This is a genomic window from Allorhizocola rhizosphaerae, assembly GCF_003426775.1.
GTDB classification, from domain to species: Bacteria; Actinomycetota; Actinomycetes; order Mycobacteriales; family Micromonosporaceae; genus Allorhizocola; species Allorhizocola rhizosphaerae.
In genome coordinates this window covers 1-11,868 of the sequence record NZ_QJUG01000242.1, presented here as the reverse complement: position 1 = coordinate 11,868, position 11,868 = coordinate 1, and the positions used below count along the sequence as shown (strand labels likewise).

The 11,868-nt window shown below is 64.4% G+C and carries 13 protein-coding genes and 1 pseudogene; 2 read left to right on the top strand and 12 right to left on the bottom strand.

Going from position 1 to position 11,868, the window contains the following annotated elements; genetic code table 11:
* Positions 1 to 353 precede the first annotated feature (353 nt).
* Complete coding sequence (locus tag DM816_RS34905; protein WP_117214726.1) at positions 354 to 1,229, top strand: aminoglycoside phosphotransferase family protein; 876 nt, start codon at positions 354 to 356, stop codon at positions 1,227 to 1,229.
* A 471-nt stretch (positions 1,230 to 1,700) separates the two neighbouring features.
* Here DM816_RS34905 and DM816_RS43140 read toward each other — a convergent pair whose 3' ends face one another.
* Both DM816_RS43140 and DM816_RS34895 read right to left on the bottom strand, forming a co-directional pair.
* On the bottom strand, positions 1,701 to 2,240 hold the full coding sequence (locus DM816_RS43140) for a hypothetical protein (RefSeq protein ID WP_162908141.1): 540 nt from the start codon (positions 2,238 to 2,240) through the stop codon (positions 1,701 to 1,703).
* 163 nt (positions 2,241 to 2,403) lie between these two features.
* Entirely contained in the window at positions 2,404 to 2,724 is a 321-nt protein-coding gene (locus DM816_RS34895) for a hypothetical protein (RefSeq protein WP_211588986.1), read from the bottom strand.
* Positions 2,725 to 3,221: 497 nt separating this feature from the next.
* Here DM816_RS34895 and DM816_RS43990 point away from each other — a divergent pair, with 497 nt between their 5' ends.
* The gene (locus DM816_RS43990) at positions 3,222 to 3,776 is read left to right on the top strand and encodes a tyrosine-type recombinase/integrase (protein WP_211588985.1); all 555 of its coding nucleotides are present in this window, start codon (positions 3,222 to 3,224) and stop codon (positions 3,774 to 3,776) included.
* A 119-nt stretch (positions 3,777 to 3,895) separates the two neighbouring features.
* Here DM816_RS43990 and DM816_RS45570 read toward each other — a convergent pair.
* From DM816_RS45570 to DM816_RS34845, 10 genes and pseudogenes are all read right to left on the bottom strand, one after another.
* Positions 3,896 to 4,598, bottom strand: a pseudogene (locus tag DM816_RS45570) (phosphotransferase); the annotation flags it as partial.
* 399 nt (positions 4,599 to 4,997) lie between these two features.
* Positions 4,998 to 5,141, bottom strand: coding sequence for a hypothetical protein (locus DM816_RS43135; protein WP_162908140.1), 144 nt, complete (start codon positions 5,139 to 5,141; stop codon positions 4,998 to 5,000).
* Positions 5,138 to 6,592 carry an RICIN domain-containing protein gene (locus DM816_RS34875; protein ID WP_117214722.1) on the bottom strand — a complete coding sequence of 485 codons (1,455 nt, stop codon included), beginning with the start codon at positions 6,590 to 6,592 and terminating at the stop codon, positions 5,138 to 5,140. Before DM816_RS34875 ends, DM816_RS43135 begins: the two co-directional genes overlap by 4 nt.
* Before the next feature lie 197 nt (positions 6,593 to 6,789).
* Positions 6,790 to 7,641, bottom strand: a complete 852-nt coding sequence (locus DM816_RS34870) for an IS5 family transposase (protein ID WP_117214721.1) — start codon at positions 7,639 to 7,641, stop codon at positions 6,790 to 6,792.
* 512 nt (positions 7,642 to 8,153) lie between these two features.
* A complete protein-coding gene (locus tag DM816_RS34865; protein WP_117214720.1) occupies positions 8,154 to 8,432 on the bottom strand; it encodes a hypothetical protein in 279 nt (92 codons plus the stop codon).
* Positions 8,433 to 8,487: 55 nt separating this feature from the next.
* A complete protein-coding gene (locus DM816_RS43130; protein WP_162908139.1) occupies positions 8,488 to 8,796 on the bottom strand; it encodes a hypothetical protein in 309 nt (102 codons plus the stop codon).
* Between the two features lie 45 nt (positions 8,797 to 8,841).
* Positions 8,842 to 9,726 carry an IS3 family transposase gene (locus tag DM816_RS34860; protein ID WP_117214719.1) on the bottom strand — a complete coding sequence of 295 codons (885 nt, stop codon included), beginning with the start codon at positions 9,724 to 9,726 and terminating at the stop codon, positions 8,842 to 8,844.
* Positions 9,723 to 10,013 carry a transposase gene (locus tag DM816_RS34855; RefSeq protein WP_162908138.1) on the bottom strand — a complete coding sequence of 97 codons (291 nt, stop codon included), beginning with the start codon at positions 10,011 to 10,013 and terminating at the stop codon, positions 9,723 to 9,725. The genes DM816_RS34860 and DM816_RS34855 overlap by 4 nt, the downstream gene beginning before the upstream one ends.
* A 131-nt stretch (positions 10,014 to 10,144) precedes the next feature.
* Entirely contained in the window at positions 10,145 to 10,861 is a 717-nt protein-coding gene (locus tag DM816_RS34850; protein WP_117214717.1) for a PIN domain-containing protein, read from the bottom strand.
* The gene (locus tag DM816_RS34845) at positions 10,858 to 11,241 is read right to left on the bottom strand and encodes a helix-turn-helix domain-containing protein (protein ID WP_117214716.1); all 384 of its coding nucleotides are present in this window, start codon (positions 11,239 to 11,241) and stop codon (positions 10,858 to 10,860) included. The genes DM816_RS34850 and DM816_RS34845 overlap by 4 nt, the downstream gene beginning before the upstream one ends.
* Positions 11,242 to 11,868 lie beyond the last annotated feature (627 nt).

The following is an 11,868-nucleotide window of genomic DNA, read 5'->3' as shown; positions in this document are numbered from 1 at the left end:
GGCACGAGTACTGCGCTGATCGGGTCGTGTTGGGCGATTCCAAGCTGCGCCGAGGGCAAAAGTCATGAAGGGGAATTTCCAGAAGCGACGCGTGGCGGAAGTCGGCGGCTGGTCGTGGTGGAGCTTCCTCGCGGTCACCCTAGCCATCCGCCAGCGATCAGCCTTGACATCCACATACGACTATCGCGTTGTTTGGGCCTCCGTCTCCGACGGGCCCTCATCAGACAAGCTGGACCTCGTATCAGAACGGAACCCGTTCCGTACAAAGGATCTGGGCGACGGCGCACCATTGAACGCCCGGATCTGCCGATGTGCGCACACTGGTAGTGCGGGTGCAGACTACCGCGGTGGGCATGGGAGAAGTGGGTGCGCGGTTGGTGAGTCGGTTTGGTCCCGAGGTCGAAGGGTGGATTGCTGAGGTTCCGAACCTGGCTGCGCGGCTGGCCTGCCGGTGGGGGCTCGTGCTCGGTGAGCCGTTCGACAGCGGTGCCTCCTCTGTGGTCATGCGCTGTCGATGGCCTGACGGAACGCCGGCGGTTCTCAAGCTCAGTCCGGATAGGGCGCTGTTGACCAGGCAGGCGGAGATGCTGCGGGTGTTCGCGCCATCGGGTCGGGTGCCGGCCGTGTTGTCCACAGACGCGCAGGCTGGGGCGATGGTGTTGGAGGAGGTTCTACCCGGCACCGAGGCCGAGGAAGTGCCGGGGGAGTCGTTGCCGCGGTTGTGGGCAGAGTTGCTTGCCGCGCTTCATGCTGTTGCCCCGCCCGCGCGATGGCCGTGGGATCTGCGCGGTCGGTGTGAGGAGGCTTTCGTGCGGATCGGCCGTCGGCTGTCCGAGCCGACCATCGCCGCGCGGGTCGATCAGGTGGCCTGGCGACGGGCGATACGGCGCTGTGAGAGGTTGCTGGACACTCAGGAGACGCTGGTGTTGTTACACGGCGATCTGCACCTGGGCAACGTCTTGGACGGCGGCCCGTCACGGGGTCTGGTCGCGATCGATCCGAAGGCGTGCGTGGGCGATCCGTGTTTCGACGCCGTCGACTATGTGGTGTCCGGCGCCGGACACGAGGGTGTCGAGGCGCGCTGCCAGCAGGTGGCGGCCGCGTGCGGACTCGATGGGGACAGGCTGTACGCCTGGAGCCGAGTGATCGCACCAATGTTTGCCATCGCATACCTCACCTATGGCGGTCCGGAGCCGGCAATCGACGAACTCCTTGCCTTGACCCGTTGATCTCAAGCGAACGTCCGCTCATGCCGCGAAGCGGATGTCGCGCTGGGGTCCGAACCGCGACGCCTTCGATCCCACTTTCCGGCCTGCGCAGGTTGGTGCCCTTGCCGAGCCGCCCTTGACGAACCGAAACGCGCAGCAACGGCAAATCATCCGACCATCGAATAGCGCAAACGTGGTCGAGGCGCAGGTCGAACTCCGCGGGGGATACGTCCCAAAAACTGCTCCCATCAGGTCACCTGGCTATCGCAGCTGACCTGCCCATCGGGTAGATGATGAGCGCCGTATACAGCTATGGTTCATGGCACGAAGCTCGGCGAGGAATATTGGCGGTAACCTCGGCGTCAGCCACGCGGATCGAGACCGCCAGACGGCTTACGGAGCCGCGTATTTAGCGACTGTAGAGTCCGACTCGCCCTCCCATCAGCTCGGAGGTGGGAGGGCGTGTTCCAATTATCAAGATCCACTTGGTAGCTACAAGACTACGAAAAGGTTAGCCGTTGGGGTTTGGTTATTCATGCTGGCGTCCTCGCCAAGGACCATCGTCGCTGTTATCACGACGAGTGCGTCGCCGTCGTTCGCGCGCGGGTCATACCACCGACGGCTGTCGATCCCGAGCCGCACTACCCGGTCGTCGTCATCAAGCAGGCAGTACATCGGCCCGCCGCCGTGTGGCGGCTGAAACGCTCGCATCTGCTCCTTGTTCTGAGGACGAGTCAGACCATCGATCAGCGTCTTCAGGCGGTTGTCCATATCGCCACTTGCACGAACTCCCCGCCGAGTAAGGAGCAGTACATCGAGTTCAACCGCAGTACGCAGATACTTGTTGGCGATTGAAACAAATTCTTGCCCTTCAACCGTGCTTGTAATCCTAGGCAGGTTCTTCGGATTCACACGGTTGCGGACCTGTTCGACGAGCTGTGGATGGAACGCCGATCGCAGTGCCGCCTTTGCGGTTGAGATGCCGTTCCGCCGCGACGGCAGAACGCCCTCATAAGTCAGCGTTAGCTTCATGCAGTCCTCGCTTGCTGGCCAGATTCCGGCTCCCGGTGAGCGGACAGACAGTATCCGGCCTGTCGCTGCGGACCTGCACGTCGATCACGCACGCCAATCTCGCAAAAGGGAGTCCAAGGTCACGTGCGCGGATCTGCCGCCGACCGGGCGGCTGCTGCGATGCTCACTCGGTCGACCGTTGTTCGCTTCGCCACCAAACCACCACCTTCGCGGCGAAGCCGGCGATGTCGATGCTGGTCGAATCGAGACCGAAGTGGCCCTCTATGTCGTCGCGCAGGAGGCTGACGACCTGTTTGACGTCGGCTCCGGAGGCAAGGCTAGTCAGCAATGGCCCGAGGAGGCAGTCGTACTCGTCATCGTGGGCACTGAATTCCCTGACACCGATGAAGTCCCACTCATTGAGCATCTGGCGCAGGTCCACGATGCGGGCACGGATCGGGTGCTGCATGCCTTCATGATCTATGAAGCCATGCAGCGCTGTCACCGGATTTCTGGTAGGGCTGGCTACGCTTGCTCCCCTTGACCTCGTCATCCTCACGGTTCTGCCAGTTTCACGGATTTTGCCACCGATCGTGCATGAGTTTGAGCGAGGACGAGCGAGTCGTGACGTCCCGGCCGATCGTGGAGGTATGACGGTCGTGGTGGGCGGCCTGCCGGGTGGCGAGGGTCGGCTGCTGGAGGTGGCGGTGGTCGCGCATCGGTCTCGCTACCAGGGCGGGTCACGAGCTCATACCGAGCCCGACCTGCGGGTGTTTCTGGGCTGGTGCGCCGATCAGCAACTTGACCCGCTTCAGGCGGGCAGGGTCCACATCGAACTGTTCCTACGCTGGCTGCAGGAGACCCGCCGGTTCAAACCCTCCACCGTGTCTCGGCGCCTATCGGTGGACCTGCTTCTACCGCACCTGCGTCATCGACACCGTCCTGTCCACCTCACCAGCCGCTTACGTCCGTCGGCCTGCGGTCCCAGCAGAATCACCTACCTTGGGCTTGTCGCATCTGCAGTTCGAAGCGATGATCGTCGCGGGCCGGACCTCCAGCAACCACAACGACTGCGCGCTGGTGGCCATGCTCGGCCTGATCGGGCTACGAATCTTCGAAGCCTGCCGGGCCAACATCACCGATCTCGGTGAGGAACATGGTCATCGGGTCCTGCGAGTCTATGGCAAGGGCAACAAGACCGTCCTGGTGCCGCTGCCACCCGCGGTCGGGAGGGCCATTGAGCGCGTGGTCGGCGAGCGCGCCAGCGGGTCGATCCTGCTCAACCAGTGTGGCCGGCGTATGGATCGCCACGCCGCCACTCGCCGCCTGCGTCACCCGGCTGCGGTCTCCGGGGTGCGGATCGCGCGGATGCACCCGCACATGCTGCGCCACACCTATGTGACCACGATGCTCGACGCCGGGGTCAGCCTGCGCGACACCCAGATCGCCGCCCGCCGCGCCGACCCGCGTACCACGATGCGCTACGGTCGGGCACGCAAGAATCTTGATCGGCATGCCAACTACATCCTGGCCGCCTTCATGGCCTCAGGGACGTGATCCAACATTCAAGTTTCCGATTGCCTGCAGGCCCAGAGGTTCGCCGACCTGATCTGCCGATGTTCGGGTGGTTGATCGCGTCTGTCGACCGCCGGTGGCCGTCGGATATGATCGCCGGGTCAGCCGATTGTGGCGATCAGGCGTTGCATTGCGGCGTGGGCGGGTGGGCCCCAGGTGGGCTTGCCGCCGGGGCGGCCGTGCATGCCGGCATCGCCGATGAGGATACCGCCGACGACGCGCGCCATTGCCCAGCCGCGGGCACGGCGCACGGTGGCGGGGTCCACAGTCGACCGGTAGGCCGCTTGGAAGTGGCCGATGGTGTCCTCCGGCAGCAGGAGCCACACGGCGGCGAGGTCGTATGCCGGGTCCCCGGCGCAGAGGTCGCCGAAGTCGATTACGCCGCAGATGGTGCCGTCGGCGGTCAAGACGCTGGCCGGGTGCAGGTCGGCGTGCAGCCATAGCGGCGGACCCGCCCATTGAGGGGCGTAAGCGCGTGTGCCAGACGGCGAGGACTGCGTCCGGGTCCGGGATCAGCCCTCGCTCGGTAGCGGAGGCCAGGGCTTTGGCGAATCCCTCAGCCTGGTCGGCCAGTGGCCCGCCGCGGTCTCGGCCGGTGGGTGCGCCGTTGGGGGCGGGTTGATGAAGAGCCGACAGGAAGGCGGCCAGGGATTCGGCCGCGTGTGCGGCACGCGTGATCGGGGCCTGGTCGGCGGGTGTGCCCGGTACCCAGGTGGTGATGGGCTTTGGTCGCGGGAACCGTTCGCAGGGCTGGCCGAGTCGTTGCGGGACGGGGATTGGCAGCGGGAGCCGCGGGGCCATGGATCTACCATCAGGTTGTCCCTCGAAGAGGATCGCAAGCATAGCTGCCTCGTCACCACGTAACTGATCGGACGGGACTTGCTTGTAGCGCAATATCGCTATGTCGGAGGGCGGCACGGCACCCACGAAGACGTGCCCACGCCGAGCGAGGTCAAGGAACTGCGCCGCGACGATCCGGCCCAGCCGTAAATGAGGCTGCTCGGGCATGCTCTTGGCCGCAAGCAGACCTTGCTGGCGAATGCTGGTGCGCCTGCCCAGCGTATCCGCGTATGCCTTGGCGGTGGACAAGGAACCACCGGTGGCTTCCGGCGCTCACTGTGCACCTCGCGTTGCCCATCCCGGTACCGCTGGCCGGGGCGCGCCATCCGTCGTGATGGCGCGCCCCGATTCTGGACGGTGTGGTCAGGCGATGCGGTTGCTGGTCCAGCGCTGGGTCGGCTCGCTGGTGGAGCATGCGGCGAGCACGAGCTTCGTCCCGCCGCCGGTGCCGGTACCCTCGGCCTGGACGCACAGGTTGGCGGCAATGGAGCGAATCTGGTATGTCACGCCGGTGATGGTGCTGAATGCCCACTGCTGCGCGGTCGCGCCTGTGCACGGCGACTGCACACGTACGTGCCAGGGGCCGTGCCACCGTTCAGCGGTGTCAGGCACTTGAGGCTGTGGTGGCTGCGGATCGCGTAGCCGCTGCCCGACGTCGTGAGCCTCCACTGCTGGTTGTGCACGCCGTTGGCAAACCATTGCACGATGTTGGCGTTGTCGTTTTCGCTGTGATTGAACAGGTCCATCGCCAGCTTCGGACCGGATGGGTCGGTCACGTCGTTCGTGAGCATCAGCACGGCGCCGTTCTCCGCCTGTCCTGCCGGAGCCGTGCTGCTGTTGGTGGTAACGGTCAGCGGCTGCGACGCTGGTGAGGTCCGGACGATCCCGTTGACGGTGACGCGATGGCGGATCGTGTAGGTGGCCGAAGTGTTCATGGTGAGGCCGGTCAGGCGGACGGTCGTCTGCCAGCCGGGCACCGTCGCGACGACGGTGCCGTTGCGCAGCAACTCGTAGTCCATTGTGTACCCGCCGCCGATCGGCAGCATGCTCGGAACGAAACTGAACGCGATCGAGGTGCCCTCGACATCGGTAGCGCGCAGAACCTGCGGCGCGAGCGGCGGGATCGTCGTCAACGGCGACACGCTCGAACCGGCTTGCAGGTAGAGGCTGTGCAGTGCCGCATTGAAGTGGGTGGGCAGGTACGAACCCTGCGGGTTGACGGCGAAGTAGTCGTCGCGGCCGCAGTCGAGCATGCGCACCGCCAGCGGATCGGGACACACCACAGTGGACGTGTTCTGGCAGAGCGTCTCGTTGCCGTCGGTGCAGTGGGCACCGGGGCCGTCCCAGTGCGGCGCATTCGGCAGCACGCCACCGAGAGAGTGCGCGAGCTCGTGCGTCATCGTGTGCCCGGTGAAGCACGACGGCTGGAACGTGAGCCACCACGTCTTCGTGTTGTGCAGATTGGACGTGCTCGGTGTGCTGTCGTTACCGACCCCGTCGTTGCGGGTATCGGCACAGCTGAGGCGAAAGTTCTCCGACAGGATCACGTATGTGCGCGCGGGCAGGTTGTAGCCCATGGCCTTCAGCGGGTCGGGAAACGTTCCACCGTTGGTGGACCCGGCCGGCACCTCTACCGAGTTGATGACAAGCTGGCATCCGGTGGCAGTGGTCAGGTACCGCAGCCAGCGCTGCGCGCCGTCGCGCCGGGCGCTGTCGTTGATGTTCTGCTGTGCGACCCAGGCCGCCGCGCGCATCAACGGTTCCCGCTCAGCGAAACGGCTTGTGCCAGGTTCGTAGGTGTACACCAGCTGTACGCGGTTGCCGCTGGTTCCGTTGTCGACACACTGCACCGGCGGCGGGCTCGCCGTCCCCCCAGGCTTTGCCGTGGCCTGCATGGCCGGTACGCCCAGTAACGTCGCCGGGAACGCTGCAGCGATCGCGACGTGTGTGATACGCATTGATTCCTCCCCAGGTCAGGGGTGAACGGCGTCTGTCACCCCGCACGTCTCGGTCGTGCGTCCCCGCCACGTTGCGGGGACAGCACACCGAAGCCAGCATGGGTGAGCGCACTTCCGTCCGCCTGCCGTGCCGCTGCCGTGCCGCTTCCACCGTCATCGATCCACCCGGTAAGGCTCAAAGCCTGTTGGCAAAGGGGTCAGGTCGCAGCTGCCATTGATGGGCGTGGCTGCCCCCAACGTGGCTGGTATGTCTTGGGATCGGGTGGGTGGTGGATGCGTGCCAGTCGTCTGGTCATGATGATGGTGCTGGCCCACCAGATCATCGCTTCGTGGTTGGTGTTGCGGCGCTCGTAGTTGCGGCACAACCTGCGGTAGCGCATCAGCCAGCCGTTCGAGCGCTCGACCACCCACCGGCGTGGGACCACCTTGAACTCGTGGGCGTTCGGCCGGGCGATGATCTCCAGAGTGATCGCGGCGACGGTTTTGACCCAGGTGGCCAGCGGGTTGCCGCTGTAACCGGCATCGGCCCAGATCACCTTCAGCTTCGTGAAGGTGTCCAACAGCCTGATGACCAGCAGCTTCAACCCGAGTCGGTCGTCGACGCAGGCGGCGGATACCACCACGGCCAGCAGCCATCCTTCCACGTCGACGGCCAGGTGCCGCTTGATCCCGGTGATCTTCTTGTTGCCGTCGTAGCCGACCTCGAACGTGTGCGCCCACTCCGCAGACTTGACGCTTTGCGAGTCGACGATCGCCGCGGTCGGCTGGCTGTTGCGGCCACCATGTCGGCGTAGCCGCTCACGCAGCCGGTGCGAGAGTCGTTGGGGCAGGTCCCGGCGGCTCCACCGGTCGTGGAAGGCGTACACCGCCTCCCACGGCGGGAAGTCGACCGGCACTGCCCGCCACTCGATGCCGTTGCGCACCACATACCGGACCGCATCCAGCATCGGCCGCAGCGGATGGTCCATCGGCCGGCCCGGCGCCAGCCGGATCTGGTCCATCACCTCGGCCGCCTCCGGCTCCAGTACCTCCCACTCGGCGTCGGTCATGTCCGATGGGTACACCCGCGCTCGCGTGGCGCATCGACATCCCCGGCCCGCGCATCTGGCATCAGCAGCCACGGTAGGGTATACAGACACAGGCGGGATTCCTTGCGGCAGAAAAGCTTCGACAACTCTTCTATAGCCGGGATCCCGCCTTCTGTCCAATCCGGACCATCACGAAGCCGTCATTGATCATAAGTATCGACCGGATACTTAGATCAAACCCTTACGACATCCTTTGCCAACAGGCTTTCAGTGCAAGGTGTGGCCGTCGGTATTGATCGGTTCGGCGATGAAGCGCCAAAAGGCTTCCGCTCCCGGGGGCCCGCTTGTCGGTGTGCAGGTAGCTGTTCCGGTACCCGGGGATCGCCGCTTCGCGGAGATTCATGGCCGGCTTCGGCCGCAGGACGCGATCTTGGGCGTCGCATACGCCGTGCTATCCATCCGCGCCGCGTTCCCGCCGGATGCGCTCTATCGGCCCGCAGCCGGTAGGCAGGAGTACCCCGTGGCCCGAACCCTCAAGGCGCACTGCCATCGCTGTAAGCGCCGCCTCCGTCTTGATCGCCACCGCGACGCCCGCCGAACATCCCGTCGGCCGCCACCGCCGCCAGCCGGCTGGCGGACAGAGGGAGCTGTTCGAATTGCTCACAGTAGTCGGCAACCGACTGCTGCTGGGCGGCGCGAACCAAATGATCTACGACATGCTGCCCGGTCGCAGCGGTGTCGGTCCCCAGCGGCTCACGGCGGCGCTGGCCCGCCCCGGAGCCGAGCAGATCGACCTCCCACTCGACTCTCACCGCGATCCGACCATGCTATTGCCTACGATCGCCGAGGCTGTACGTCAGCGGAACTTCAACCATCCCGCTCTCGCGGAGGCAGCGGCCAATGGACGACTTTCGCATCGCGACGGGGCGACGAACATCCTGCCGTCGAGGCCGTACGCGAAGCGATTGACAACAGCCGCCAGCAGGCAATATGTTGCGAATCTTCCTGCATGGCATACCCGAGCCGGGCACCGGTGACGATCCGCGGCGTGAGCCTGCAGGGTTGGAAGGTTTCCTCGTACCGCAGGGCGTCGATGGCCGGAGCGTGTTCCACGGCGGCGCTGCAAACTTCGTCCTGTCCAGTCAGCGAATCGTCTGAAAGCCGCAGGATTTTCATGGGACCAATAGTTGAAGTGCCACCCGTTGACCGGACACCGGATCTTCATGCAACAAGGGTGAGGCTGTGACGATACCCGATCCGCGCCTCGTAGGGTGTACGGTAGCCGAGCGTCGAATGTAGACGATGCCGATTGTAGTAGATCAGATATTGCAGGACATCCTGGCGGGCAACGGTTCTGTCGGTCCAGACCTGAGTGCCGATCTCGGTTTTCAAGGTGGCGAACCAGCTTTCCGCCACGGCGTTGTCGTAACACGAACCGGTCCGCCCCGTCGAAGGCCGCAGCTGCGCCCGAGCCAGCGTGGCACGCAGCTGAGCCGACGTGTACTGCGATCCCTTGTCGGAGTGGAAGACCGCGCCAGGACCGGTCAGACCACGGGCCACAGCAACCTCGATCGTCTCGCACACCAGATCAGCACGCATATGCTCGGCCATCGCGTACCCCACGACCTCACGGGTACACAAGTCGATGACCGTGGCCAGATACAGCCAGCCCTGCGCCGTGGGCAAGTAGGTGATGTCCCCGACGAACACCTCGCCCGGCCTTTCGGCGCTAAAGTCGCGGCACAGCAGATCCGGCGCGGGCGCGGCGCCACGGTCTGCTCTGGTCAGCGACCGGCGGCGCCTGCGGGTCAACCCGACGATCCCGCGTTGCCGCATGATCCGCTCTACCTTCTTGCGGTTGACCCGTCGCCCGTCGCGACGCAGCTGCACCGCGACACGTCTGGCACCATACGCTTTCCGGTGCGCCACATGGATTCCGGCGATCTCAGCGGCAAGCTCATCGTCGGCTTGCGCCCGCCGCGCCCGTGCCGGCTCGCCGGCCAGATGCTCGTAGAAACCCTGCCGGCGCACGCCCAGCAGCCGGCACAACCGCTTGACGCCGTACACGGCGCGATGCTCGGAGATGAACCGGTAGCGGTAGGTCATCGACCCATCTCCTTGGCAAAATAGGCGGCCGCCTTACGCAGGATCTCCTTCTCCAACTCCAGCTCGGCAACCCGTTTACGCAGGTCCACCAGCTCCATATCACGATCGTCGGGAGTAGGCGACAACCCGCCAGGGCGCTGCCGCTCACGGTCCTTGACCACCCACGAGTGCAACGTCGCGTAGTGAATCCCCAGCTCACGGGCAACCTCACGGACAGCCCGACCGGAACGGACCAAGCCGACCGCATCCCGCCGGAACTGCTCCGGATACTTCGACTTACCTGCCACCAGGACATCCTTCCCCAGACCAATGTCTGGACTTCAGGGTGTCCGGATCACAGGTGGCAGCTCAAAGAGATCGCCGAGCGCAGCGACACCGGGCGCGGAACCGTCAGCCAAAGGTTCCGTTGTGGACATGATCATCGCGCGTCGCTTCGCTCGCGCTCGTCTCTTCTCGGCGCTGGGTTCGGTGTGTGAGACTTTTCGGTGCTTGGTCTCTGATCTTCGGCGATGTGTGCGCGGTGCGGTGGTTTATCGATGCCGAGTAGGCGGGCCATCAGAGCGGCTGTCTTTGAGGCACCTGCTCTGCCGAGCGCTCTGACGGTCGACTCGTCGGTCGCGCCGTTTAGCGATGCGACTGCTTTCTGGTGGGCGGCGAGCATCTGTGGTTGGAATTCGTCTACCAGTCGGCTGAGTAGTTGGTCGGGTGTGACCACGTCGATGCCGAAGGGGTCGGCGATGCTGGCTGGGAAGTCTTTGGTGTTTGATGTGCAGAGCACGGTCGCTTCGGCGGCCAGTGCTGCGGCTAGGACGTGGCGGTCGTTTTCGTCGGGAAGCGACACCTCGGCCAGCATCTGCAGGTGCTCGGGGCCGGGGTTGATTTCGGCGTACGGGAAGGCGTGGTTCATCGCGCGGACCAGCCGTTGGGCGGCGGCGTTGTCGAAGCCGGCCACGTTCCGTGTGAGGTGGTCGGTGGTCTCGGCGAGGATTTGAGGGCTCCAGGTAATGGCGATGATCTCTTGGTCGGCTGCGTAGAGCAGGTAGTCGCGCAGGACGCGAGAGTAGAGCACGTTTGCGTCGGCTAGTACGACGCGGATGAGGTCGGCCTTGCTGGCGTCATCGCCTGGGTTGGTCATTCAGTGAGGCCGAGTTCGTTTTGCAGGGCGGCCAGCTCGGCCAGCGCTTCGCGTCGTCGTGGGCGTTCGGCTTCCAGGAATCTGCTGATCGATGCGACACGGATGCGGTGGTGAGTGCCGACCTTGCGAAATTCCAGCTGTCCTTGGTCCATCAGTTTGCGGATTTGAGGACGTGACATGCCCAGTAGCACGGCTGCCTCGGTCGGGGTGACTTCGGCGTTGCCGGGGGAGACGAGGATTTGCTCGCCGCGTGCCCGGGCGTCGAGCAGCCGGGATATCAACTCGGCTGTCTCCCGCGATATGGCTACGTTTACCTCAGGGCCGGACTTGTTCAGGGCGCGGTGAAGGGCTTTGGCGTCCCGGATCAATAGATCGCTCAACGTGGACCTCCATCTGCTCCATCTGAATTAACTGCAACAAGTGTAACCGTCCGTACGCCTCACGCAACAGGCTTCGTTATTCACCTGCCCTTATCTACCGTCCAGTCAGCTCGCATGAGGGCTGCGCCACCGCGGGACGGTTGCTGGGTTTTCGATACCGCTACGCAAGCTGTAGACGACATGTCGTTTCGTGGACGACGCAGGGGGCTCGCCGTCCCGAATTCCACAGCACGGGGCAAAAGATCCTTGCATGCTCAACTGCGTCCGGGATAGCGATACTGGCGCGGCGCCAGTATCGCCACGCCTCCCCGCCGGATGTGCGAAAGCGGCAGGGGAGAGCGCCAAGTGCCGTAGGCCCTTGCCCGGTAGGAGGATTTGGAGAAGGCTCGCCTTGTCGTCGCTGCAGGCGCTGGCTGGCAAGGGGGCTCGAGAAACAGAGAAGGTGCACCTACGTGCACCTAAGAATCGGACAAATCAGTATAAAGTGGGCGATACTGGGATCGAATGAGAATCTTTTCCCAGCATATCAGGCCTATGGTCTCAAAACACCTGATAATTTCTCATCAATATTGCTCATGTTTCCGGCAAATCGATCGCCTTGTGCGCCGCGGTGCACCCAGGGTGCAC

Excerpts from the sequence above, each read along its gene's own strand:
- DM816_RS34870 (WP_117214721.1), bottom strand. The coding sequence starts at position 7,641 with ATGACCGACGCCGAGTGGGAGGTACTGGAGCCGGAGGCGGCCGAGGTG.
- DM816_RS34875 (WP_117214722.1), bottom strand. The coding sequence starts at position 6,592 with ATGCGTATCACACACGTCGCGATCGCTGCAGCGTTCCCGGCGACGTTA.
- DM816_RS34905 (WP_117214726.1), top strand. The coding sequence starts at position 354 with ATGGGAGAAGTGGGTGCGCGGTTGGTGAGTCGGTTTGGTCCCGAGGTC.
- DM816_RS43140 (WP_162908141.1), bottom strand. The coding sequence starts at position 2,240 with ATGAAGCTAACGCTGACTTATGAGGGCGTTCTGCCGTCGCGGCGGAAC.
- DM816_RS43130 (WP_162908139.1), bottom strand. The coding sequence starts at position 8,796 with ATGAAAATCCTGCGGCTTTCAGACGATTCGCTGACTGGACAGGACGAA.
- DM816_RS34850 (WP_117214717.1), bottom strand. The coding sequence starts at position 10,861 with ATGACCAACCCAGGCGATGACGCCAGCAAGGCCGACCTCATCCGCGTC.
- DM816_RS34860 (WP_117214719.1), bottom strand. The coding sequence starts at position 9,726 with ATGACCTACCGCTACCGGTTCATCTCCGAGCATCGCGCCGTGTACGGC.